Source organism: Actinomadura syzygii, assembly GCF_008085905.1.
Lineage (GTDB): Bacteria > Actinomycetota > Actinomycetes > Streptosporangiales > Streptosporangiaceae > Spirillospora > Spirillospora syzygii.
Window position 1 is genome coordinate 215692 of the sequence record NZ_VSFF01000002.1, and the last position, 22005, is coordinate 237696.

Sequence of the window (22005 nt, forward strand, 5' to 3'; positions counted from 1 at the left end):
ATGTGGGGCGGGGCTGGCGGCGACATGCTTCTTGAAGGTCCAGGGTGTGTTGGCCGAAGGGGTTGTCATGGCTGCTCGTGCGGCGTTGTCTCGGAGTCGCGGGCTCGTCCCCGCGGTGCTCGTCGTCTTGGTCGCGGCCCTGGGGGTCGCGTTCGTCTTCGTCCCCTGGATGTTGGCGGGTGTGGGACCGGGCGGCGGCTTCGACAGTGAGCGCGACCTTCGCGGTGCTGTTCGTGAGTCGTTCGTCGCGTACTGGGGGTCGGGCGACCGGGATGTCACTCCGGGACTGGATCGGGTCGTCGACTACTGGTTCCGCTTCCACCTGGTCAAGGGTGCGATCTCCGCCCTCATGCTGGGGGTGCTGATCGCGCTCGGCGTCATCGTCTGGAAGGCGTTCGTGAGGGCCGACGCTCTGGGAGCGGGGAAGCGGGCCGCTCTCGCCTCGGCCGGTGTCGTCGTCTCATTGGGGGCGGTGTTCTCGCTGGCGGCGCTTATGGCCAATGTCCAGGGCCTGGTCGCGCCGCTCTCGTCGCTGATGCCGATGCTGATGTCCGGCGGCGAGGCCGACCCGGCGCTCACCAGCACGTTGGGCCAGGTCCGCGGGCAGTTGGCCGCCTCGCCGGGCGCGGGCGGGCACTCGCCCGCACTCGACATGCTGATCGACGACTTCGCCCGCTACCACGCGGCGATGGCCGTGATCGCCGCGACCGTCCTGGCCGCCTTCATCGCCGCCAGCGTCGCACTGTGGAGAGGATTCGCCAGGACCGACCGGTCGGGCCGACGGGCCAGGCGCGTCCTCGCCTCATTCGGCGCGCTGACCGTGCTGCTGTCACTGGCCCTGATCGTCGTCACCGTGGCGAACACCTACACCGCGGGCCACTCCGCCCCCGCCCTCCAAGCCTTCTTCGACGGCTCCTGGTAACCACCCGAACAGCCCTGCTCCGGTGATCACGGGCTGTTCGGGTGACGTCCGGGAACGAGGCGCGCTACAAGCCTTTCGGGCGCTTACGCGTTTCCGGTGGGGTGGGCCAGGCGAATTCGTCTACTGCCAGCCACAGTTCGCCGGCCACGTTCGCCGGGGTCGCGCCGGTGAAGGCGACGACGTCGCGGTGCAGATGGGATTGGTCGGCGTAGCCGGTCTCCGCCGCGACTCGCGCCGCGTCCTCGCCCTTCGCGAGGCGGTGTGCGGCGTGGTCGAAGCGGACCAGTGTCGCGGCGCGCTTCGGTGGCAGTCCGATCTGCGAACGGAACCGCGACCACAGGCGCTTGCGGCTCCATCCGACCTCGGCGGCCAGGCCGTCCACCCTGGTCAGGCCGCGTCCGGCGACGATGCGCCGCCACGCCCACGCGACCTCCGGGTCCACGGACGGCCGCGTGCGGCGGCGGGCGAGGAAGGCGTCTGTCAGCGCGAAACGCTCCGGCCAGGACGATGCGGCGTCCAGCCGTTCGCGGATCCGGGACGCCTCCCGACCCCATAGTTCGTCGAGTCCGACTACCGCGCCGGACAACTCGGCGGGGGAGACGCCGAGGATCGTGCCCGCGACCAGCGGGGACAGCCGCACCTGCACCGCCTCGAACCGCTCGCCCCGCACCCACGGCGTTCCGGATCCGAAGCCGAGCCCGGCGGCGACGCTGCCCCGCAGCCGCCGCCCGGCCGGATCGTCCACGAGGAGCGCGCCCGCGCCGAACTCCAAGGCCAGCGACACGGACGGATGCGGAACCGCCCGGTGGGCCGCCGCCGACACGCCCCGGTCCCGGAATCCGGCCATGCTGACACCGGATATCCGGCTCGGCTGTTTCGGACGCGCGACGTCCCACACCGCCGAGTCGTACCGTTCATGCAGCTTGGGCGGCATGCGCCCCATGCTAGGCGGGGCCGGGAACGCCGGAACATTCGTTCAAGCCACCGGCCGGACAAGACGGCGACAGTGGCGCCATGACTACCTGGAAAAGGCGCGTCGTCATCGCCTCGGCCGTCCTCGTCGTGGTGGCCGGGCTCCTCGCGGGGAACGCGGTCGCGGTATCGCGGCAGGACGTCGGGGCCACGGGCGAGGCACTGTCCCTTCCCGGCGGGAGTGTCTTCGTTCGGCAGGACGGGCCCCGCGACGCACCCGCGCTTGTCCTGATCCACGGGCTCGGCGGGTCGACCCGCTGGTGGGACGCGGTCGTCCCGCTGCTGGCGAAGTCGCATCGCGTCGTCCGGATCGACCTGCTCGGGTTCGGAAGGTCGGCCAAGCCGTCCGGCGACGGCTACGCGGTCGGCGAGCAGGCGCAGCGGGTCGGCGTCGCGCTGGACCGGCTCGGCGTCCGGCGCGCCATCGTGGTCGGCCACTCGACCGGCGGCTCGGTCGCCACCGCCCTCGCCGAACGCCGCCCCGACCTCGTGTCCGCGCTCGCGCTCATCGACTCCGGTCCCCGCCTGGACGCCTTCATCTCGGACGGGTTCGTCGGAAACCTGCTGTTCGTCCCCGGCGTCGGGCAACTGCTGTGGCGGTTCCGCACCGACGGGGTCGTCCGGCGGAGCCTGGGAACGGCGTTCAGCCGTCCCGGCTACGAGATCCCCCGCGCGCTCATGGACGACGTCCGCGCCACGACCTACCACTCGCTCACCGCCACCTCGCGGGAGGCCGAGCATTACCTGGACGAGCGTCCGCTGCCCGATCGCCTGGCACCGCTCGGCAAGCCCCTGCTGGTCATCTTCGGGCAGGACGACCGGCGCTGGCGCGCGTCGTCCGCCGCCGACTACCGGGCCGTTCCGGGCGCGACGATCGAGCTGATGCCCGGAATCGGGCACTCGCCCATGCTGGAGGACCCGCCGCGCACCGCCGCGTCCCTCCTGAAATTCGCCGCGTCCCACCCCGCGTAGCCCGTGTGCCAGCGTCTGCGGCGACTTCTCACCGTAGGGTTTCCGCCCTCGCTTTCCAGCCTCCTCGGTGACACAGGAAGGTGGAAGTCACACCTTCTCCTGATAAGGGGTGTGATGATGGGGCACCCGACTGGAGCATGGTGTCGGCGCGCTTGGGACTGCTCGCGGCGGTGGCCGTCGCCATGGGCCTGCTGTCCACGCGCGCCTTTCACACCTACCGAACGTCCGCGTGATCAGACGAAGGCGCTCAGACCCTCGTATTCGCCCTGTTGCGCCCGGCCGGTCGTCTCGTATTCGAGGAGCAGCAGACCGTTCGGCGTCGCCTCATGCCGGACGAGCCGCAGCCCGGACGGGGCGCCCGCACCGGACAGCAGCCGCCGTCCGCCGCGCAGCACCGTCGGCGCGACGACGAGCCGCAACACGTCGACCAGGCCCGCTTCCAGGAGCGTGTCGGCCAGGCGGGCGCTGCCGTGGACCTGGATCTCCCGCCCCGGCCGCGTCTTGAGCTCGGCGACCGTCTGGACCGGGTCTCCGGCGAGGACGGTCGTCGGGTGCCAGGACCCCTCGGTGAGCGTGCTGGTCACGACGTACTTCGGCAGCGTGTTCATGCGCTCGGCGAACGGGTCGGCCGGGTCGGTGATCTTCGGCCAGTCGCGGGCGAACGCCTCGTAGGTGCGGCGGCCGAGCAGCAGGCCGTCCGCGAGGTCGAGCCAGCCGGACGCGCGCTGGACGAACGTCGCGTCCATGTGCGGGACGAGCCATCCGCCGCGCGCGAAACCGTCGCTGGTGTCCTCGTCCGGCGAGCCGGGGCCCTGGCTGACCCCGTCGAGCGTGACGAACTGGCTGACCGTGATCCTCATCGTTCCCCCTCGGTGAGTGCGGCGAGCTGGGCGGCGGTCGTGCCCCAGCCGTCCGCGAAGCCGAGCTTCGCGTGCCGGTCGCGGGACTCCGGGTCGCCGTGCCGGACGAGCATCCGGTACTCGGTGCCGTCCGGGTGGTCGTGCAGCGTGATCGTCGCGGTCATCGCGACGGGCTCCGGGGCGGCCGGACGCCAGGCGCCGTCGATCGCGTTGGTGAACACGATCCGCTCCAGCTCGTCGACGGCGAGGAAGCAGGCGTCCAGGTGCGGGACGAACTCCGCCGTCCCGTCCGCGCTGAGCCGCGTCACGAACGCCCCGCCGGGCCGCAGGTCGAGGCGCTCCACCCGGCAGCGGGACGGCGCCGGGACCCACCACCGCTCCAGCCGGGACGGGTCCGTCCAGGCGCGCCACACGGTCGCGCGCGGCGCGCGGATGACGCGCTCCATGCCGAGGTCGAGATCGGGGTTCAAGGCGTGTCCTCCTCGGTGACGAACCGTTCGAGGCGGTCGGCGCGCTCCTCCCAGACCCGCCGCTGCTCCGCCAGCCAGTCGTCGACGAGGGCGAGCCGCTCGCGGTTGAGCACGCAGGTGCGCACCCGTCCCGACTTCACCGTGCGGATCAGCCCGTTCGATTCGAGCGTCCGCACGTGTTTCAGGAACGAGGGGAGGGTCATCGGGAACTCGCGCGCGAGGTCGCCGACGCTCGTGGGCCCGTGCCCGAGGCGCCGGACGACGGCCCGCCGGGTCGGGTCGGCGAGCGCGACGAAAACGCCGTCCAGCTCCGCCGAATACTGTGCCATGAGGCAAAGTATTGCGGCCATGCGATGGTTAGCGCAAGGGCTAACCATCGATTCACCCGCCGAAGACGGTCTTCTCCGCTTCGCCCAGGAGGTGGACGAGTTCGTCGGCCTCCGCCTTGCCGAGGGACGCGAAGGCGGGCGCCATCAGTTCGTTGGTGAGGCGCTCGGCCTCGTCGTGGCGGCGGCGGATCTCGTCCGTGACCTCGGGATACGGGCGCGGCCAGCCGAAGTACTCGGCGTTCGGGTCGCCGTCCGGGAGCAGCGGCGAGTGGCCGCTCAGCACCGCCTCCAGCGGGGTCAGCCCGCTCGCCAGCACGGCGACGACGTGCAGGCCGCCGCGCAGTTCCCGGACGACGTGCGCGAGCTGGATCACCCGGGCCGGGCCGTCCTCGGGCAGCGGCATCGCCCGCCAGCCCGCGGAGACCGGCGCGCCGACCACGTCGGCCGAGTGGGCGACGCGGTGGAGCAGGTCGGCCAGCCGGTCCGCGGCGGCGCCGCCGAAACCGGCGAGCTTGCGGCGGCCGAAGCCGTGGGCGACGGCGGCGTACCGGTCGGCGGCGTCCGCCGCGGCGAGGCCCGCGCCCGCCTCCCACGCACGGCGCACCGTCGTGGCCGGGAAGAACCCGGCGGCGGACCTGACGACGTCCGCGTCGACCTCGCCCAGGACGCCGAACCGGCCGCGGAAGTACGGCGTCCAGCCGGACAGGCCCGTCTCCGCGGAGAAGGTCTTCGCCTCCCGGGAGATCATGAACGCCCCGCCCAGCCGTCCGATCGGCTCCGCCACCGCCGCCGCGATCTCCCGCATTCCCGTCGCCCTTTCCTAGAACCGAATTTCATTCAACCACGGTCCAGGGGACGGGCCCGGCTCAGGGTTTGCGGCCCACACCGCCCGCGCAGGACACCAGGGGCGGGTCGCCGAACGGGTTGGGGTCAGGCCGCCAGTCCGGCACGAGGACGACGCCGGGCTCCAGCACCTCCAGCCCGTCGAGATAGCGCGCGATCTGCTCGATCGGGCGCGGCGTGTAGGGGACGGCGCCGGTGCCGGAGTTGTACCGCCGGATCGCCTCGACATATCCGGGATCGACGTCGGTGCCGTCGTAGACGGCGAGATAACTGCCCGAGGGCAATGCCGACATCAGCCGGTCGACGATCGACAGCGCTTCGTCGTGATCGGCGACGAGACCGAGAATTCCCATGAGCATCAGCCCGACCGGACGGCCGAAGTCCAGGGTCTTGGCCGCCTGTTCCAAGATGACGTCGGGATCGCGGACGTCCGCCTGGATGTAGTCGGTCGCCCCTTCGGGGGTGCTCGTCAGCAGAGCCTGGGCGTGGACGAGCACGAGCGGGTCGTTGTCGACGTAGACGATGCGCGATTCCGGCGCGACGCGCTGCGCCACCTCGTGGGTGTTGTCCACGGTCGGGAGGCCGGTCCCGATGTCGAGGAACTGGCGGATTCCCGCGTCCGCGGCGAGGTAGCGCACCACCCGCGCCAGCATGTAGCGGGAATGGCGGGTGAGGTCGACCATGCCCGGGAAGACCTGGCGGACGGCGTCACCGGCCGCCTGGTCGACGGGATAGTTGTCCTTGCCGCCGAGGAGGTAATTCCAGACGCGCGCCGAGTGCGGAACGGTCGTGTCGATCCCGGGGTCTTTGCTCACGGTTGCTCTCCCTGCTTTCCGTGCTCGCGACCGATGCTCCCAGGCGCACAACCCGCCCACAACCAGCACGGCCACGCCGAACCGGCCATTCGGTACGGTCGAGGCATGGCGGTGGACGAATTCGACGTGGACGCGGGTGGCGGGCGGCGGTTGCACGTCTACGACACCGGGACGGCCGCCGCTGGTGAGATCGTCGTTTTCTGGCACCACGGCACACCGAACATCGGCCTGCCTCCGCGTCCGCTTTTCGCGGGCGCCCCGGACATTCGGTGGGTGTCGTTCGACCGTCCGGGATATGGCGGCTCGGATTCGGTCCCGGGACGCGATGTGGCGGACGCCGCCAGCAATGCGGCGGTCGTCGCCGATGCGCTCGGCATCGACCGGTTCGCGGTCATGGGGCATTCGGGCGGCGGCCCGCACGCGCTGGCCTGCGCGGCGCTTCTCCCGGACCGTGTCGTCGGGGCGGTCAGCGTCTCCGCATTGGCCCCCTTCGGCGCGGACGGGCTCGACTGGTTCGCGGGAATGGGCCCCTCCAGCGCCGCCTCACTGCGCGCCGCCACGGCCGGACGAGCCGCGAAGGAGCAATACGAGGCGGCCGCCGAATACAACCCGGAAATGTTCACTGCGGCTGACCACGCCGCCCTCCAAGGCGAATGGTCGTGGTTCGAGGACGTGGTCGGCCCCGCCGTCGAGAACGGAATCGGCGGTCTGGTCGACGACGACCTCGCCTACGTCGCGCCTTGGGGATTCGACCCGGCCGCGATAAAGGCCCCGCTGCTCGTCGTCCATGGGGAGCGGGACCGGATCGTCCCGAGTTCCCACGGCCGGTGGCTGGCGCGGAACTGCCCGACCGCGCTGCTGCGCGTCACACCGGACGACGGGCACATCTCCGTCCTCGGCTCCGCGCCCTCGGCCCTCGATTGGCTCCGCGCCCGCGCCTGATGAGGCTCACGTCACAAAAGCCCATGTCACATCCACCTGTGGGTGGTCCGTCCTTGGTGGTGAGCCGCGCATCGAATCGGTTCGGCCGGGGACGATCCCCCGGCGAGGGTTTGGAGGAGTCATGGCGTCAACGATCCTGGTCACCGGCGGCACCGGAACGCTCGGACGGCAGGTCGTCCCGCTGCTGCGGAACGCGGGCCGCGACCTGCGCGTGCTCACCAGGCACCCCCGCGAGTCCGCGGACGGCGTCGACTACGTGACCGGCGACCTGTCCAAGGACGAAGGGGTGCGGGCCGCCGTCGAAGGGGCCTCGGTCGTCCTGCACCTGGCGGGCGGCGCGAAGGGCGACGACGTGGTGGCGCGCAATCTGGTGCGGGCCGCGAAGGCCGCCGACGTCGAGCACCTGGTGCTGATCTCCGTCACCGCCGCGGACCGGATCCCGGTGAAATGGATGAAGACCCAGAACGAGGTCGAGAAGATCGTGATGGAATCCGGCGTGCCGTGGACGATCCTGCGCGCCGCGCAATTCCATGACCTCGTCCTGAAAGTGGTGCGGACGTTGACGAAGTCACCGGTCGTCCCCGTCCCTCGCGGAGTCCGGATGCAGCCGGTCGACGCCCGCGATGTCGCGGAACGGCTCGCGGAACTGACGCTCGGCGCCCCTGCCGGCCGGGTGCCGGACGTGGTCGGCCCCAGGGTGTACGGGATGGACGAACTGCTCCGGACCTACCTGCGGGCGAGCGGGAAACGCCGCGCGCTGCCGACCATTCCCATCCCGGGCAACGTGGGCCGCGTCTATCGCGCGGGCGACAACCTCGTCCTGGAAGGCGCCGACCAAGGCACCCACGCCTGGGAGGAATTCCTCACCGAAAACGTGACCCGTCCCGCGAAGGCTCCCGCCGCGTCCAGGTGACAGGTCGAGGTCCGCGGAGGGTTCAGTTCATGTCCGCCTCGACCTGTCTCCGCATGACCTTTCCGGTCGCGTTGCGGGGGAGCGGGGCGGACGTGATGTGCCAATGTGACGGCACTTTGAAATAGGCGAGGCGTTCGCGCACATAGGCGGTCAGTTCCTCCGGGGTGGGCGGGAGTCCGGTGAACACGACGACCGCCGCGACCTCCTGTCCGAGGTCGGGGTGCGGCACGCCGAGGACGACGCACTCCCGCACCGCCGGATGCTCGGCGAGAACGTGCTCGACCTCGGCCGGGTACACGTTCTCGCCGCCGCGGATGATCAGGTCGGAGCGGCGGGTGGTGAGCCGCAACCGCCCCTGCTCGATCAGGCCGATGTCGCCGGTGTGCAGCCAGCGGTCGGCGTCGATGGCCCGCGCGGTGGCGTCCGGGTCCCGCCAGTAGCCGATCATGTTGTACGCGCTGCGGGCGCAGACCTCGCCCTCGACGCCGTCCGGGACGGGCCGGTCGTCCGGTCCGCGGACCTCCAGCTCGACGCCGACCGTCGGACGGCCCAGCGTGCCGGGCGCCTCGGCGAGGTCGGCGGGCGTCGCGACGGAGATCCCGGTGCACGACTCGGTGAGGCCGTAGCTGTCGACCAGCGCGCCCTTCGCGGGCGGGAACACCGACCGCAGCCGCTCCTTGAACGCGGCCGACGACGGGGCCGTGGCCAGCGAGAACGCCGTCAGCGACGACACGTCGTAGCGGGACAGGTCGCCGTGCTCGACCAGCCGGTGCGCCATCGTCGGGACCGCGCCCCAGTTCGTCACCCGCTCCTTCTCGACCAGCCCGAGCACCCCGTCCACGTCGAAGCCGCCCTCGTGCATGATCACGGCGGTGCCGGTGGCGAGCCGCGGGACGGCCAGGTTGTGCAGGCACGCGATGTGGAACAGCGGCAGTGCCAGCAGGTACCGGCGGGCGGACGGGTCGTCCCCGAGCGCGCGCAGCATCGCGTCGTTGAACCGGTGGTACTCGATCACCGAAGTCAGGTTGCGGTGCGAGTGGACGGCGCCCTTCGGGCGTCCCGACGTGCCGCTCGTGTAGAGGATGACGGCCGGATCGTCCTCGGCGACGTCCGGTATGTCCCAGTCGGCGCCGGGGTAGCGGCGGGTCAGGGAGGGCACGTCGGTCTCGACGGTGAGGACGTCCTCGGACGTCAGCGCGGACCGCTTCTCGTCCGCGACGACGATCTTCGGGTCGGTGTGGCCGAGCGCGTACTCCACCTCGCGCGGCGCCCACCAGGCGTTGTAGCCGACCGCGACGGCGCCGACCGCGATCGCCGCCCAGAACGAGATGATCCACTCCGGGCTGTTGGCGGCGTTGATCGCGATGCGGTCGCCGGGCTCGACGCCGAGATCGTCCCGCAGCGCCTTCGCCATCGACGCGACCGCCGCCGCGTGCTCGGCGAACGTGATCCGCCGGGACGCGGTGACGAGGTAGTCGCGGTCGCCGTACGAGGCGGAGCGTTCGAGGACCTCGCCGAGGCTCCGGGCGCGGTTCGCGAACACGGGCAGCCGGGCGCCGAGGACGTCCTCGTCCCGCAGCTCGAACTCGCCGCCGGGCCCGGTCAGCTTCTGGACGATCTCCATCGGACTGGACACCCGCGACCTCCTCGTGCGCACCGGACGGCCCATTCTCCGTCCCCGCCCGCGTCGCCCACGACGCCATACCGCTCAGCGGGACGGTCTTGAACGGCCCCTTCCGGACACTTACTTCGGCCGACTCCGGCGAATGGAAGCGCTGTCGCATTGGCGCAACGGTCAAATAATCTGGTTTCGTGGCAACCACGGTCCCGGCACCCGATGAATCGGACGCCGGAGCAGAAAATCGTGAATTCGGGTCCTTATCGTGGCGGCTCGCCGCCGATGGCATGCCGGGGCCGCGCTGATGAGCACTCTGTCGCTGGTCATCCCCATGGTCGGCGCGGCGGCAGGAGTCGTTGCCGCGACGGCGGGCGTCGTCGGCAGTGTCCACGCGATCCGACAGTCCCGGCTGTCGCGCGCCGCGACCCCGTCCGCACCTCCCGGTCCTCCGCCGCCCTTGCCCGCGCCGTCTGCCGCGCCGTCCGCGTCGGCCGGGGGACAGCCGGGTGATGATCGGGACGTGTTCGTCGCCTATGCGCGTGACGACGAGACGTGGGCCAGGGGGCTCGCCGTCCGGCTGGAGGCGGCCGGGTTCACGGTCTGGCTCGACGCCTGGGACGTCGGTGAAGGCGACCTGTTCGTCGGACGGGTCGAGGCGGGGATCCGAGGGGCGCGGAACGCGCTCATGATCGTCGGGGCGCGCACTCCGGACGAGCCCGTGACCCGGGAGGAGTACGCCGCGCTGATGACCCGGTCGATCGAGCGCGGCCTGCGGTTCATTCCCGTCGTCCACGGCGACGGCGAGCTTCCGGAGTTCCTCGCCGCCCGCCGGTGCGTCGACTTCCGCGCTCCGGCCCCGTTCGAGGAGAGGTTCGACGTGCTGGTCCGGGCCCTGCGCGGTCAGCGGCCCGCCCGCGTGTGAGGCGGGGGGCCGCGTCCCGTCAGGCGTTCTCGCCCGCCTCGCCGACGTCCTGTTCGTCCGCGCGCAGCGGCTTCTCCGGGCCCGACGGCTTGGTCGGACTCGACGGATTGTTCTGCGGATAAGGCTTCTTGTCGGCCTGCGTGATCTGCTGGACGGGAGGCGCTTCGGCGACCGACTTGTCCTTCTCGGCCTGCCGGAGCTGTTCCAGCAGGTTGCGCACCAGGTTCATCGGCATGGACTCCAGGTAGCCCGACAGGTCGCCGCCGATGTAGTTCGGGACGGGCAGCTTCGACATGTCCTGGATCATCCGCGAGAGCCGCACGTGGTCGGCCCCGAGCAGCTCGGCCTCGGCCGTGATTTCGAGGACGAGGCGCTTCTTCTCGGTCTCCATCCGCTTGAACTCGATGGCCTGCTCGGCGTCGGCGTGCTCCAGTTGCCTGGTGAGGAGGTCGCCCCGGGTGTCCTCGCTGAAGATCCGCTGCCGCTCGTCGTAGTACACCTGGTCCAGCGACCTGACCCGTTCGATGTTGGTGCGGACCGCTTCCACGCCCCACGCCTTGAGCGCGTTGCGCACCTGCGAGCTGAGGTTCGTGCGGATGTCGAGGATGCCCGACAGGAACTCCTTCACCGTGGAGTCGGCCGTGATCTCCACGAAGTAGTTCTCCACGGTGGCGCCGAGGACCCGTTCCACGAACCGCTGGACGGGCTGCGGGTCGTCGGTCAGGGCGCCGCCCGCCAGCCGTCCCGAGTCGGGGGAGCTGCCGAACTCGCTGACCAGCCGCGGCGCCACGGCGGACGGGATCCGCAGGGACTGCGACACCTCGACCCGCAGCCGGATCCCCTGGCTCGTCTCCAGGTCCAGCTCGTGCAGCCGGGCGTCGTAGTTGCCCTTCTTCTCGGAGTCCTTCTTGTTCCACTCCATGTTGAGCAGGAACGTCGGCACCAGCAGCACCCGGACGAACCACGGGTTGAGCGCGTACTCCGAGCCCTCCTTGAGGGTCTCCTGCTGGACGCCGCGGCGGCCGCCGCTCGCCACGAACTCCCAGGGCAGCCGGAAGTTGCGGTGCCCGTCGACCCGCGGGCCGACCTTCTCCTCCTCGTCGGGCTCGGCGCCGTCGCGGGTGATCACCACCCCGGTGTGCCCGACCGGGACGGACGTCAGCTGGAGCTGTGCGGCGACCAGCCCTTCCTTGCCCTCGCCGATGTTCTCCGTGGTCAGCACGTCGAACATCTCCGGGTTGATGTCGTAGAAGGTGCCGCCCGCGAGCACGGCGAGCTGCCGTCCCTGCTCGCCGCCGCCGCGCAGGAACGCCGTCCCGTTCTGGAAGTCGTCGCAGGGGACGTGCCGCGCGAACGGCTGGCCCGCCTCGCGGACCCTGCCGTCCTTCGCCTTCACCAGGCCCACCGTCCCGTCGGGGACGTAGGCGCGCGGCACGGTCCGCACCTCGAACAGGGCCGTGTTGATCGAGTAGGAGGAGCCGCCGGGCAGCGTCACCGCCTGCGTCCCCTCCTCGCCGCCGCGGAGGAGGAACGCCTCGCCGTTCTGGAAGTGGTCGCAGTCCACGCCCTTGGGCAGCAGCGCCACCTGACGGTCGCGCGGGCGCTTGCGGCCCTCCCGCGCGACGACGATGCCGATCATCCGCTCCGGGATGTGGATCCGCGGCACGGCCTCGACGGTGTAGAGCCCCGGCATCAGCCATGTCGGCCGCTGCGGGGGGAGGGTGCCCGCCAGCACGCCGCGCCCGGTGTTCGGCACCACGTCCCGGTACATCCCGTCCGGGTGCGGACGGCCCCAGACGCGCCGGACGATGCCGACGTGGTCGGCGGGCACGACATGGCGGCCCAGCGAGTAGACGTAGCCGGCCGCGGCCCCGGCCAGGAGGAGGAGCAGTAACAGGATGAGGACGCTCACGGTCGGACTCCGCACTCTCGTAGCCGGGCATGGACGGTCAGCGCCATCTGGGTCCAGTTGTCGTACCAGTCCATGCGCTGTTCGCCGCGCGGGTTGCGCAGCGTGGGGAAGAAGCCGGACCGGTCGAGGGCCCGCGCGGCGAACTCCCGGTAGGTGGGCACCGCCTCGTCGTCCGAGACGCGCCAGCCGAGTTCCTTCGACAGGGCGAGGAAGTCGGAGTGCCGCCTGCCGTCGATCGGCGCCATGCCCACCTGGACGCGGAACCCCATGCGGCCGTCGGTGGCGGCGGCCCACAGCTCGTCCACCCCGACCAGCAGGTCGCGCGACAGCGCGGCGGCGTCGCGCCGCCGCAGCACCCCGGTCTCGAGCCGGTTCGCGGCCTCCAGCAGCAGCGTCGTCGTGAGCAGGTCGGCGTGCTCGATCTCCCGCTCGGCCAGGGCGGCGCGCAGCCGCTTCAGCGCGAACGACGCCGGGACGCGGCCGGACCGAACCTCGGACGCCCCGCCCTTGGACGACCCGCCCGCGGACGATCGGGCCGCGAACGGGGGCGGCGCGGACGGCAGATCCGGCTCCGGCAGGGGGCGTCCGCGCGACGACGCCTCATGGAGCGCGACGAGATGCGCGAGGGGCGCGTCGCCGAGCGGCCCGCCCGCGTGCGCGTCCGCGCACCACAGGTCGGCGAGCAGGTAGTGGCTTCGCCCCGTGACGAGCACGGGGAAGAAGGGCCGTTCGTGCCACTGGGCTTCGAGGATCATGCGAGTGACGTCCTCGGAGTCCTGCGCGGCCGGGGACATCACCACCACGACCACCGTCGCGTGGCGGAGCTGTTGCCGGGTCGTCCAGACGAGGCGGTCGCCGGGGCGCAGGCTCCGCACCGACCAGACCGGCAGGCCCGCCTCGTGAACGCGCTCCACCAGGCTCCTGCCGTACTCGGCGTCCGCCGGGGCGTAGCAGACCACGACGGAACGCTGCGCGGGTTCGCTCAGCGGCCGGGGCGGTTCGCGCAGCACGGCCCTTTCCGGCAGGTCGGCGGTCGTGCCTCCGCCGCGGAGGGTGTCCGCCAGCCCGGCCGCCAAATGATCGAATTTCTCGCCGTCGGGGTCGGCGTCGGTGAAATCCAGCCAGGCCCAGTCGCGGGCGAAGGACGGTATCGGCGCGCCGCCGAACGTCACCGGAATGAACGGCAGCCCCTTTTCCGCGCATGAGGCCACCAGCGCGTCGTACTCGGTGAGCGCCCAGCGGTCGTCCGCGAGCCCGGGACCGAACACGGCGATTCCCGCGGTCGTGTCACGGAGCGCCTGTTCCAGCGAGTGGATGACGCTGTCTCCAGGCAGGACGAGTTCGTCGAAGAACGCGTCGACCCCATGCCGGTGGAGTTGGCGCCATAGTTTCCGGACCCATCGGGCGTCCGCCCTCCCGTACGCGAGGTAGGCCTCGACCAAAACATGCCCCCGATCACGGCCGGGAATTGACCTCGCCTCAAGCGTAGGACGGACCCTGCGACATCCAGCCTTGATCGCGTTTTGTTGCCTTATCCGGCCAGCATGAAACCGACCCGGCCGGGACCGTTTCCCGCATATGTTCCAGCCGAATTGTTTTCCTTAACACAGGTGTGGAAGCCGACGCCGGGGAAATGGGAATAGAACTTCGGCTTCGGGACAGGGACGGACGACGTCCAGCCGCGCCGGGTCAGCGAGCCGTGGGGTCCCACACCGACCAGTCGACGGGGCCCCGGAGCGGCGACATCGATGAAAATTGACCCATGGATCTCGGCCCTGAATGAACCATGAGATGGGTCTCTACACGCCGTAGATTCATCAGTGTCAGCACGAAGTGCCTGGTGAGAAGCCAGGGCCGCCAACGGAGGATCCATGAACGCCACCTCGAACCAGCCGACCGCGCCCGTCCTTGTCCGCGCCGAGCACGCCGAGTCCCTCCAGGACGGCGCGACGAGCCTGATCACCCTGCTCGCCGACGCGGACGCGACGGGCGGCGCGCTCACCGCCAACAAGGCCACGCTCCACAAGGGCTCGCCGGGCGCTCCCGCGCACTTCCACACCAAGGCCACCGAGATGTTCCTCGTCCTCGACGGCTCACTGCGCGTCCTGGTGGACGAGGAGATCGTGACCCTGGGCAAGGGCGACTTCCTGACCGTCCCGCCGACCGTGCCGCACGCCTTCGCGCCCGCCCCCGGTCAGGCTGCCGAACTGCTGGTGGTCTTCACGCCCGGTCTGCAGCGCTTCGACTACTACCGGCTGCTGGAGCGCGTCTACCAGGGCGAGGCCACGGTGCAGGACATCCGCGACAGCTCGCAGCAGTACGACAACCACTACTTCGAGAGCCCCGTGTGGTCGAAGGCGCTCGCCGAAGGCTGAACCCGCGGAATGTCGTTCAGACGTCCGAAAGAACTCGGCACAGCGCGTGGAGCGCCGGTCGATAGCGGTGTTCGGACGGTGCGGCGTAGCCGACGACCAGGCCGTCTTGGTGCGGTTCGGGGCTCCCCGGGTGTCGGAACGCCGCCAGGCCGTCGAGCGCCACGCCCGCCCGCGCGGCCGCCTCGACGGCGGCCGCCTCGGTGCCGGGCGGCAGGCGCAGGACCGCGTGCAGCCCGGCCGCGATCCCGGTCACGGCGACGTGCGGGGCGCGCTCGGCCAGCGCCGCGACGAGCAGGTCGCGGCGGGCGCGGTAGCGCTGCCGCATGCGGCGGACGTGCTTGTCGTACTGCCCGGACTCGATGAACGCCGCGAGCGCGAGCTGGTCGGTGACGCCCGTCCAAGCCTCGCGCAGGCCCTTGGCGGCCAGCAGATCGTCGACGAGATGCGGTGGCAGGACCATCCAGCCGAGCCGGATCGCCGGGGAAAGGCTCTTGCTGACCGAGCCGATGTAGACGACATGGTCGGGATCGAGCCCCTGGACGGCGCCCACGGGTTCCCGGTCGTAGCGGAACTCGCCGTCGTAGTCGTCCTCCAGCACCACGCCGCCCCGGCCGCGCGCCCAGTCGACGGCCTCGGCGCGGCGCGCCGGAAGCAGCGGGCCGCCGGTCGGGAACTGGTGGGCCGGAGTGAGCAGGACGGCGCGCGCGCCGCGCGCCGACGCCAGTTGGTCGGTGCGCGCGCCTTGGTCGTCCAGGCCCAGGGGGAGCGTGCGCGCTCCGGCGTCGGCGAGGATGCCGCGGTGGAACGGCAGGCCGTACGGTTCGACGGCGAGCGGCCCGGACAGCACGCCGCCGCCGAAGAGCAGCCGCAGCCCATGCGCGAACCCGGCGCAGACGACGATCTGGTCGGGTGTGGCCGTCACACCGCGCGCCCGCGCGAGGTATCCGGCGAGCGCCCGGCGCAGTTCGGGACGCCCGTGCGGGTCGGCGGGCGCGAAGGCGTCGTGCGGCGCCGCGGTGATCGCGCGGCGGACGGCCGCGCCCCAGGCGGCGCGGGGGAAGGACGTCGCGTCGGGCTGCCCCTGCCGGAGGTCGTGGGAGGCGGGCTCGCGCTCGGGGGATTTCCGCGGGACGGGCCTCGGCCTGGCCGCGACGCGCTCGGCCACCCGGGTGCCGGAGCCCTGCCGGGCGGTCAGCCATCCCTCGGCGACCAGTTCGGCGTAGGCGTCCGCGACCGTGTTGCGGGCGACGCCCAGGTCGGCGGCCAGCGAACGGTACGGCGGCAGCCGGGTCCCGGGCGCGAGCCGCCCACTGCGCACGGCCGCGCGCAGCCCCGCCGCCACCGCCGCCCGCCGAGGCCCCGAGGCCGACACCTCGAGATGCAGGTCGGCTCCCGCCTCCCTAGCGGAATTGACCCGAGACTCCGGCACCTGACCACCCACCTCACCCGGTCTCTTGACCGCCAAGGCTAATGGCCGACCGGCAGGGATCAGACGGGTGGGGCGACGGCGGCCATGGCTCGGGCCTGCGAGACCATCTGCGCTGCCCAAGATCCGCTTTGCGGGCCGGGCGGGAACTGGACGGTGTGATACAGCCCCGGGCCGGTCACCGATACGGACACGAACCCCGAATAACGGCGTTCTTTCATCAGCAGGAAAAGCAGGCCGAGAAGGCAGAACCACACGAATATGATCGTCAGGACGATCGCGACGGTCGGGATTCCCTCGTGGACGTAGGTGGAGTCCTGCACCGTCCAAACCGTGCCGTTGAGCGGGTACTGGCCGTGCGGAACGATTACGTGAGTGGACGTGAGCGAGATGTCCCCTATGGCCAGCAGGACCGGCTGGTTGCCCATTGGGTACATGCTCACAGTGCACCATCTCCTCACGGCGGAACGTCCCGTACGGTTAAGTCGAATAATCCCCGAGTGGACGCCGCTTCATAGGAAGCCCGCACACCCCCGTCGAAGACGTGACCCGTCCGAGTTCAACCTGTGACGGGTGCCGCATCAAGGCAGAACGACACTCTTGTCCTGGCGACATCGCCCGCTGGGCGTGAAGACGGATCAGGGTGTCGGGGCGGTTCGGGCGCGGTGGCGGCGGACGGCGTCGCGGTTGGCGCACCGGTGGGAGCAGTAGCGCTGGCGTCCGAGACGGGTCGTGTCGGCGAAGATCGTGGTGCATTCGCGGACGGCGCACCGCCCGAGCCGGTGCATGCCCCGTCCGGCCAGGTGCAGCGCGGTGCCGACGGGGATCAGCGCGGACAGCACGGTGCCGAGCGGCTGGAGGTCGTCGCGGTAGTGCAGGTGCCAGCCGCTGCCCGCGTGGTCGGTCAGCCGGGGGTAGGCCACGGCCGCCGCGAGCAGCCGGTTGACCCGCTCGGCGCGCTCGGATTCGGCCGCCGCGTCAACGATCTTCTCCCACTCTTCCAGGAGGGCCAGGGTCTGGTCCAGGTCGGGCGATGTGACCGGGCGTTCGACCACCAGTCCGGCGGCGTGGCAGCGGTGCGCGAGTTCTGCGGCTGTCGCGGGACGCCGGTTGGCCAGGTCGGCGGCCAGCTTCACGGCATCCGCGCCGTAAGGGTTGAGATGCATAAGCCTATTACAGCACCGTGGGCGCCATGGCACCTGGCACCCTGGTCCGGCAGGCGACGGAGACCGACATCGCCGAGCTCGTCCGCCTCCGCGCGCTGCTGTTCGACACCCTCGGCGGCGACTTCTTCAACCCGTCCTCAGCGGGCGATGAATGGCGCGACGCGCTGGCCCGAGTCTTCAGGGAGAAGCTGAAGGACGACGACGCGCAGATCCTGGTCGTGGACGGCGACGGCGGTGGTGGTGGCGGTGGTGGCCTGGCCGCCTGCGGCATCGGGACCGTCGAGCAATGGTTCCCCGGACCGCACTCGCGCAACGGCCGCATCGGGCACGTAATCGGCATGGTCACCGATCCGGCGCACCGGCGGCGAGGCCACGGACGCGCGATCATGCAGGGCCTGCTCACCTGGTTCCGCGAACGCGACGCCGTCCGAGTGGATCTGTACGCCTCGCACGACGGGGAACCGCTCTACCGGGAACTCGGCTTCTTCGACCATCCCGATCCCGCATTGTGCTGGCGCCCGTGACGGACGTCCGCCCACACCCGCCGACCGGCGCCGGGCCGTTGCACCACGCTCCGCGATACCGGTGGACCATCCTCGGTGTCGCCACCTTCGCCCAGGCCGCGTCCGGCTTCTTCGTCCAGGGCATCGGCGCGATGGGCGTCCATCTCCAACGCGACCTGCACCTGAGTACGGCGCAGTTGGGATTGCTGCTCTCGGCCGCCCAGCTGGTTCCCCTGGTCGGGCTGCTGGTGGCCGGGGAACTCCTCGACCGCTACAACGAGCGCTGGGTCGTCGGCGCGGGCGCGAGCGTCGTCGCCGTGAGCCTCGGCCTGGGCAGCATGGCGCCGGGATACGTGTCGCTGCTCCTCGTCCTGCTGATGGTCGGCGCGGGGTACAGCACCGCCCAGCCCGGCGGTAGCAAATCGGTAGCGTCCTGGTTCGACGAGTCTCAGCGCGGACTGGCGATGGGCATACGTCAGGCGGGCGTGCCGCTCGGCGGGGTGTTCGCCGCCGCCGTGATGCCCATCCTCGCCGCCGCCCTCGGCTGGCGGGCCACGCTCACGGTCGGCGGGCTCGTCGCGCTCGCGGGAGCGGTCGCGTTCATGGGGTTCTACCGCAGGCCGCCCGTCCATGGCCCTCCCCAGGAGCGCAGACAGCAGGACGTCACGCTCAGGGCCCGGCTGCGGATACTCCGCCAACCGTCCATGGTGAGGATCATCCTCTCCGGGGTGTGTCTGGTCTCCGTGCACAGCGCCGTGGGCGTCCTGACCGTCCTGCATCTCCACGAGACGGCGTCTATTGGGGCGGGCGACGCGGCCCTCGTCCTCGTGGCGGCTCAAGCGGCGGGCGCCGCCGGACGAGTCTGCCTCGCGGCGTGGAGCGACCGCAGTGGATCCGGACGCTATGCAACCGTCATGACCTGCATGGTCGCCGTGACAGCAGGGATGACGGCCCTGATGACCCCCGCCGGACACTCACCCATCGCGGCTTCCCTCCTGTTCCTCTGGCTCGGATTCTTCGGAATCGGCTGGTACGGCCCATGGGTCGCCCACCTGGTCGAATCGGCGCCGCGCGGCCAGACCGGATTCGCCCTCGGCCTGGTCATGGCCGTCACCCAGATCGCCATCATCCTCGCCCCGCCGTCCCTGGGCCTGCTCAAGGACGCGACCCACAGCTTCACACCGGTCTGGGGCGTCCTCTCCGCGATGACCGTCCTTGCCCTGGTAATCACGGCTCGCGGCGGACGCCGTTAGGGCCCTGGTGATGAGTTCTCGCGCCTGGACCCGTCTTACCTGTGAAAGGACGCGACGAAGCGGAAGGGTGACGTCATGAGCGCGAATTCGCTGCTGGAGGAGCTGGGCGTGAGCGGTCTGGACGAGGTCGACGAGCCGGTGTTCTCAGGGCTGGCGGAGCGGCACCGGCGGGAGCTGCACGTGCACTGCTACCGGATGCTCGGGTCGTTCGAGGACGCCGAGGACACCGTCCAGGAAACGTTCCTGCGTGCCTGGCGGCGGCGGGAGACCTTCGTGGGACGGTCGACGTTCCGGGCCTGGCTGTACCGGATCGCCACCAACGCCTGCCTAGACCTGCTCGCCAGACGCCGCCCGGAGCCCGCGTCCGGCGGCGAGGTGCCGTGGCTTCAGCCCTACCCGGACCGGCTGCTGGACGAGCTGCCCGCCGGCGATGCCGACGAGCCGGAGAGCGTCGCCGTCGCGCGGGAGACGATCGAGCTGGCGTACCTGGTCGCGGTCCAGCACCTCGCGCCGCGCCCGCGGGCCGTGCTGATCCTGCGGGACGTGCTCGGCTGGCCCGCGAAGGACGTCGCGGAACTCCTCGGAGACTCGGTCAACTCCGTGAACAGCGCGTTGCAGCGGGCCCGCGCCGGCATGCGGGAGCACCTGCCCGCCGAGCGCCAGGACTGGACGGGCGGCGCGGAGGACGCCGAAACACGCGAACTGGTGCGCCGCTACACCGAAGCCAGCGTGGCCACGGACATCGACGGCCTCACGGCGCTACTTCGGGAGGACGCCCGCTTCTCGATGCCGCCCACGCCGGGCTTGCACGTCGGCCGTGACACGATCGTGAACGGCTGGGCCGACAGCGGCTTCGAGGACCTGAAGGGCCTGCGCGGCGTCCAGACCGCCGTGAACCGGCAGCCCGCCGTGGCCTTCTACCAGTGGCGCGAGCGCGAGGGTGCGTACCTGCCTCTGACGATCGACGTCCTGCGCGTCACCGGCGGCACGATCACCGAGATCATCACCTTCCACGACGACCGGTTCCCGCAGCTCGGTCTGCCCGAGCGCCTCCCGGCGGAGTAGCCCCCGTGCGGACGGTCGCGCTGCGCGGCGGCGCGCGTGTCGCGGTGGACGCCACCGAATGGCGCGACGCGTTCGGCGTCGTCACTCACGGGCGCGTGCAATTGGAACTCCGCAATGGCGACCCCGGCCCGGTCCTCGGCCCTGACGCGGGGTTCTGGCTCCGCGGCACCGGCGTCCGAGCCCTGCGCAACCCCGACCGCCACACGGCGAAAGTGCGCATCGTCACCCGCCACTCAACGAACCCCGACGCGAGTCACCGATCAATGGAGCACAACATGAACGACACCGGGATCGTCACAGCCCCGTCAACGCACCGGATGCGCGGCCTCGCGACCACCGGCTTGATCGCCACCCTCGCGGCAATGGCAGCCACCACCCTCGCCGCCGCGCTAGCCCAGGCCGCCGGAGCCAACTTCGAAATCCCCGACGGCGGCGAGTCAATCCCGCTTCCCGGCTTCGCCGTAGTAACCGGCTTCTTCTCCATCGTGGGCACCGTAATCGCCGCCGTACTCCTCCGCTGGAGCGCTCGCCCCGCCACACGATTCCTCTGGACGACGGTGCCCCTAACCGCGATCTCCCTAATCCCACCCGTCATTTCCGGGGCGAACACCGCCACAACCACGGCTCTCCTAGCCCTGCACCTCATCCCCGCGACGATAATGATCCCCACCCTGACCCGACGCCTCCGCACCCGCACCCCGTGACAACGAGCCCGCCGCACCACCCGAGCCGCTGACCGGTCTCTTGGGCACCCTCGCCAAGCCGGTTCAGTGGCATGTTCGGTCGCTGCCGACGACGGCCAGGAACACGATCGTCCCGCCGATGAGCCATTGGCTGTAGGACGGCCAGCAGCCGGTCTCGATGGCTCGCAACGCGCGCGCCGCGCGCCCTTCGCTGCTGACCCATTCAGGGACGGGCGTCATCGCTTTCTCCCGCGCTTGGTCCCATTCGCCGATCAGCCAGTCGCGGGCGGTCTGTGGGTCGGCGCGGACAGCTGCGATGAAGCGTGGCGACTTGATGAGCCAGTCGACCGTCCGTGTAGGTGGGCGGTCTGGGCTGTTGAGGTCGAGGGTGTCGGTCTTGCCGAGCCGTTCCCATTCCTGCCCGCTGCCTGACCATTTGTAGCAGTGGAAATGCGTCGGTTGGACGGAGGACGGCCCGGTCGTATCGGGTGCGATCCGATGTGTCACGGCGTGCGTCAGTTCCCGCCCATGTTGTTGCATTCCGGCGGGCAGCAGGGGGATCGCTCGCCGTGCCAGAACTCCACGTCCACCCGATATCCGGTCGCGACCAGTTGCGGGATCGTGGTTTCGAGGGCCTCGCCGTTCAGCATGGCTTCGTCCTGGTAGGGCACGTGATGGATGTATTCACCCGCGTGGTGCAGGCAGAATTCGCCGTACGCCTGCGAACGCAGAATGAACGCATGCCACGCGGGGTCGACCGGCGAGGTCGGCGCGATCCGCTGCCACGGCCGTCCTTCCCGGCGCGCCCGGACGATCTCCGCCTGCGCCTTGAGAAACACAAGCGCCTGCCCCATCATCCGCTCGGCGTAATCACGGGTGACATGATGAGACCGCCGCAGATCCTCAACCAGAAGCCCCCACACCTCAGGGGGAACCAACTCCCGCGGATCTCTGGCGGCCTGTACCGCCCGGTTTATGGCAATGGTCATCGTTGACCTCCGGCAGGGCGCTTCACGGGGTGTGCGCGCCTTCACGAGGACAGGA

General features: G+C 71.0%; 24 protein-coding genes. 10 read left to right on the forward strand and 14 right to left on the reverse strand.

Translation table 11 applies throughout. The features are described from left to right. Positions 1 to 67: 67 nt before the first annotated feature. Positions 68 to 922, forward strand: a complete 855-nt coding sequence (locus FXF65_RS05220) for a hypothetical protein (RefSeq protein WP_222868377.1) — start codon at positions 68 to 70, stop codon at positions 920 to 922. Between the two features lie 64 nt (positions 923 to 986). Here FXF65_RS05220 and FXF65_RS05225 read toward each other — a convergent pair whose 3' ends face one another. Beyond that, a complete protein-coding gene (locus FXF65_RS05225) occupies positions 987 to 1856 on the reverse strand; it encodes an AraC family transcriptional regulator (RefSeq protein ID WP_148348556.1) in 870 nt (289 codons plus the stop codon). A gap of 80 nt (positions 1857 to 1936) precedes the next feature. On the opposite strand from FXF65_RS05225, the gene FXF65_RS05230 reads away from it, so the two are divergent. Further along, the gene (locus FXF65_RS05230; protein WP_148348557.1) at positions 1937 to 2866 is read left to right on the forward strand and encodes an alpha/beta fold hydrolase; all 930 of its coding nucleotides are present in this window, start codon (positions 1937 to 1939) and stop codon (positions 2864 to 2866) included. A gap of 233 nt (positions 2867 to 3099) precedes the next feature. Here the strand turns inward: FXF65_RS05230 and FXF65_RS05235 are convergent, their stop codons facing one another. From FXF65_RS05235 to FXF65_RS05255, 5 genes are all read right to left on the reverse strand, one after another. Continuing rightward, entirely contained in the window at positions 3100 to 3726 is a 627-nt protein-coding gene (locus FXF65_RS05235) for a dihydrofolate reductase family protein (protein ID WP_148348558.1), read from the reverse strand. After that, on the reverse strand, positions 3723 to 4196 hold the full coding sequence (locus tag FXF65_RS05240; RefSeq protein WP_148348559.1) for an SRPBCC domain-containing protein: 474 nt from the start codon (positions 4194 to 4196) through the stop codon (positions 3723 to 3725). Before FXF65_RS05240 ends, FXF65_RS05235 begins: the two co-directional genes overlap by 4 nt. Beyond that, the gene (locus FXF65_RS05245) at positions 4193 to 4525 is read right to left on the reverse strand and encodes an ArsR/SmtB family transcription factor (protein WP_148348560.1); all 333 of its coding nucleotides are present in this window, start codon (positions 4523 to 4525) and stop codon (positions 4193 to 4195) included. Before FXF65_RS05245 ends, FXF65_RS05240 begins: the two co-directional genes overlap by 4 nt. 52 nt (positions 4526 to 4577) lie before the next feature. Next, positions 4578 to 5330 (reverse strand): SCO6745 family protein, encoded by a 753-nt coding sequence (locus tag FXF65_RS05250; protein ID WP_148348561.1) that lies wholly within the window; start codon positions 5328 to 5330, stop codon positions 4578 to 4580. Positions 5331 to 5391: 61 nt separating this feature from the next. Next, positions 5392 to 6183, reverse strand: coding sequence for an SAM-dependent methyltransferase (locus tag FXF65_RS05255; RefSeq protein WP_148348562.1), 792 nt, complete (start codon positions 6181 to 6183; stop codon positions 5392 to 5394). A 105-nt stretch (positions 6184 to 6288) separates the two neighbouring features. On the opposite strand from FXF65_RS05255, the gene FXF65_RS05260 reads away from it, so the two are divergent. After that, positions 6289 to 7125, forward strand: coding sequence for an alpha/beta fold hydrolase (locus tag FXF65_RS05260; protein WP_148348563.1), 837 nt, complete (start codon positions 6289 to 6291; stop codon positions 7123 to 7125). A 121-nt stretch (positions 7126 to 7246) separates the two neighbouring features. Next, on the forward strand, positions 7247 to 8038 hold the full coding sequence (locus FXF65_RS05265) for an SDR family oxidoreductase (RefSeq protein ID WP_148348564.1): 792 nt from the start codon (positions 7247 to 7249) through the stop codon (positions 8036 to 8038). 22 nt (positions 8039 to 8060) lie between these two features. Here the strand turns inward: FXF65_RS05265 and casG are convergent, their stop codons facing one another. Further along, complete coding sequence (gene casG / locus FXF65_RS05270) at positions 8061 to 9674, reverse strand: steroid-24-oyl-CoA synthetase (protein ID WP_246198369.1); 1614 nt, start codon at positions 9672 to 9674, stop codon at positions 8061 to 8063. Between the two features lie 286 nt (positions 9675 to 9960). Here casG and FXF65_RS05275 point away from each other — a divergent pair, with 286 nt between their 5' ends. Continuing rightward, positions 9961 to 10578: a toll/interleukin-1 receptor domain-containing protein gene (locus FXF65_RS05275; protein ID WP_148348565.1), complete on the forward strand. Its 618-nt coding sequence runs from the start codon at positions 9961 to 9963 to the stop codon at positions 10576 to 10578. 19 nt (positions 10579 to 10597) lie between these two features. On the opposite strand, the gene FXF65_RS05280 is transcribed toward FXF65_RS05275, so the two are convergent. After that, positions 10598 to 12490, reverse strand: coding sequence for an SPFH domain-containing protein (locus FXF65_RS05280; RefSeq protein WP_148348566.1), 1893 nt, complete (start codon positions 12488 to 12490; stop codon positions 10598 to 10600). Continuing rightward, a complete protein-coding gene (locus FXF65_RS05285; RefSeq protein WP_148348567.1) occupies positions 12487 to 13932 on the reverse strand; it encodes a toll/interleukin-1 receptor domain-containing protein in 1446 nt (481 codons plus the stop codon). The genes FXF65_RS05280 and FXF65_RS05285 overlap by 4 nt, the downstream gene beginning before the upstream one ends. Before the next feature lie 429 nt (positions 13933 to 14361). Between FXF65_RS05285 and FXF65_RS05290 the strand changes: the two genes are divergently transcribed. Further along, complete coding sequence (locus FXF65_RS05290; protein ID WP_148348568.1) at positions 14362 to 14865, forward strand: cupin domain-containing protein; 504 nt, start codon at positions 14362 to 14364, stop codon at positions 14863 to 14865. A 16-nt stretch (positions 14866 to 14881) separates the two neighbouring features. On the opposite strand, the gene pdxR is transcribed toward FXF65_RS05290, so the two are convergent. From pdxR to FXF65_RS05305, 3 genes are all read right to left on the reverse strand, one after another. Further along, positions 14882 to 16294, reverse strand: coding sequence for a MocR-like pyridoxine biosynthesis transcription factor PdxR (pdxR, locus tag FXF65_RS05295; protein ID WP_148348569.1), 1413 nt, complete (start codon positions 16292 to 16294; stop codon positions 14882 to 14884). A gap of 59 nt (positions 16295 to 16353) precedes the next feature. Continuing rightward, a complete protein-coding gene (locus FXF65_RS45075; RefSeq protein ID WP_246198370.1) occupies positions 16354 to 16719 on the reverse strand; it encodes a hypothetical protein in 366 nt (121 codons plus the stop codon). Between the two features lie 210 nt (positions 16720 to 16929). Further along, positions 16930 to 17457 (reverse strand): CGNR zinc finger domain-containing protein, encoded by a 528-nt coding sequence (locus FXF65_RS05305; RefSeq protein ID WP_148348570.1) that lies wholly within the window; start codon positions 17455 to 17457, stop codon positions 16930 to 16932. A 26-nt stretch (positions 17458 to 17483) separates the two neighbouring features. On the opposite strand from FXF65_RS05305, the gene FXF65_RS05310 reads away from it, so the two are divergent. The 4 genes from FXF65_RS05310 (at position 17484) to FXF65_RS44380 (ending at position 20982) form a co-directional block, all read left to right on the forward strand. Further along, complete coding sequence (locus FXF65_RS05310; RefSeq protein ID WP_148348571.1) at positions 17484 to 17981, forward strand: GNAT family N-acetyltransferase; 498 nt, start codon at positions 17484 to 17486, stop codon at positions 17979 to 17981. Beyond that, positions 17978 to 19213, forward strand: a complete 1236-nt coding sequence (locus FXF65_RS05315) for an MFS transporter (RefSeq protein WP_246198371.1) — start codon at positions 17978 to 17980, stop codon at positions 19211 to 19213. Before FXF65_RS05310 ends, FXF65_RS05315 begins: the two co-directional genes overlap by 4 nt. A gap of 75 nt (positions 19214 to 19288) precedes the next feature. Further along, positions 19289 to 20278, forward strand: a complete 990-nt coding sequence (locus tag FXF65_RS05320) for an RNA polymerase subunit sigma-70 (RefSeq protein ID WP_148348572.1) — start codon at positions 19289 to 19291, stop codon at positions 20276 to 20278. A 5-nt stretch (positions 20279 to 20283) separates the two neighbouring features. Next, a complete protein-coding gene (locus tag FXF65_RS44380) occupies positions 20284 to 20982 on the forward strand; it encodes a DUF6069 family protein (protein WP_148348573.1) in 699 nt (232 codons plus the stop codon). Positions 20983 to 21045: 63 nt separating this feature from the next. Here FXF65_RS44380 and FXF65_RS05330 read toward each other — a convergent pair whose 3' ends face one another. Together FXF65_RS05330 and FXF65_RS05335 are read right to left on the reverse strand one after the other, a co-directional pair. Then, on the reverse strand, positions 21046 to 21468 hold the full coding sequence (locus tag FXF65_RS05330; protein ID WP_148348574.1) for a hypothetical protein: 423 nt from the start codon (positions 21466 to 21468) through the stop codon (positions 21046 to 21048). Between the two features lie 8 nt (positions 21469 to 21476). Continuing rightward, positions 21477 to 21950 carry a glycine-rich domain-containing protein gene (locus FXF65_RS05335; RefSeq protein ID WP_148348575.1) on the reverse strand — a complete coding sequence of 158 codons (474 nt, stop codon included), beginning with the start codon at positions 21948 to 21950 and terminating at the stop codon, positions 21477 to 21479. Positions 21951 to 22005 lie beyond the last annotated feature (55 nt).

Bases quoted from the DNA above. Each gene is read 5' to 3' on its own strand.
- FXF65_RS05260 (WP_148348563.1), top strand. From the start codon at position 6,289: ATGGCGGTGGACGAATTCGACGTGGACGCGGGTGGCGGGCGGCGGTTG.
- FXF65_RS05310 (WP_148348571.1), top strand. From the start codon at position 17,484: ATGGCACCTGGCACCCTGGTCCGGCAGGCGACGGAGACCGACATCGCC.
- FXF65_RS05275 (WP_148348565.1), top strand. From the start codon at position 9,961: ATGAGCACTCTGTCGCTGGTCATCCCCATGGTCGGCGCGGCGGCAGGA.
- FXF65_RS05245 (WP_148348560.1), bottom strand. From the start codon at position 4,525: ATGGCACAGTATTCGGCGGAGCTGGACGGCGTTTTCGTCGCGCTCGCC.
- FXF65_RS05250 (WP_148348561.1), bottom strand. From the start codon at position 5,330: ATGCGGGAGATCGCGGCGGCGGTGGCGGAGCCGATCGGACGGCTGGGC.
- FXF65_RS05335 (WP_148348575.1), bottom strand. From the start codon at position 21,950: ATGACCATTGCCATAAACCGGGCGGTACAGGCCGCCAGAGATCCGCGG.
- FXF65_RS05235 (WP_148348558.1), bottom strand. From the start codon at position 3,726: ATGAGGATCACGGTCAGCCAGTTCGTCACGCTCGACGGGGTCAGCCAG.
- FXF65_RS05320 (WP_148348572.1), top strand. From the start codon at position 19,289: ATGAGCGCGAATTCGCTGCTGGAGGAGCTGGGCGTGAGCGGTCTGGAC.
- FXF65_RS05225 (WP_148348556.1), bottom strand. From the start codon at position 1,856: ATGCCGCCCAAGCTGCATGAACGGTACGACTCGGCGGTGTGGGACGTC.
- FXF65_RS05220 (WP_222868377.1), top strand. From the start codon at position 68: ATGGCTGCTCGTGCGGCGTTGTCTCGGAGTCGCGGGCTCGTCCCCGCG.
- FXF65_RS05265 (WP_148348564.1), top strand. From the start codon at position 7,247: ATGGCGTCAACGATCCTGGTCACCGGCGGCACCGGAACGCTCGGACGG.
- FXF65_RS05305 (WP_148348570.1), bottom strand. From the start codon at position 17,457: ATGCATCTCAACCCTTACGGCGCGGATGCCGTGAAGCTGGCCGCCGAC.
- FXF65_RS45075 (WP_246198370.1), bottom strand. From the start codon at position 16,719: ATGGGCAACCAGCCGGTCCTGCTGGCCATAGGGGACATCTCGCTCACG.
- FXF65_RS05290 (WP_148348568.1), top strand. From the start codon at position 14,362: ATGAACGCCACCTCGAACCAGCCGACCGCGCCCGTCCTTGTCCGCGCC.
- FXF65_RS05230 (WP_148348557.1), top strand. From the start codon at position 1,937: ATGACTACCTGGAAAAGGCGCGTCGTCATCGCCTCGGCCGTCCTCGTC.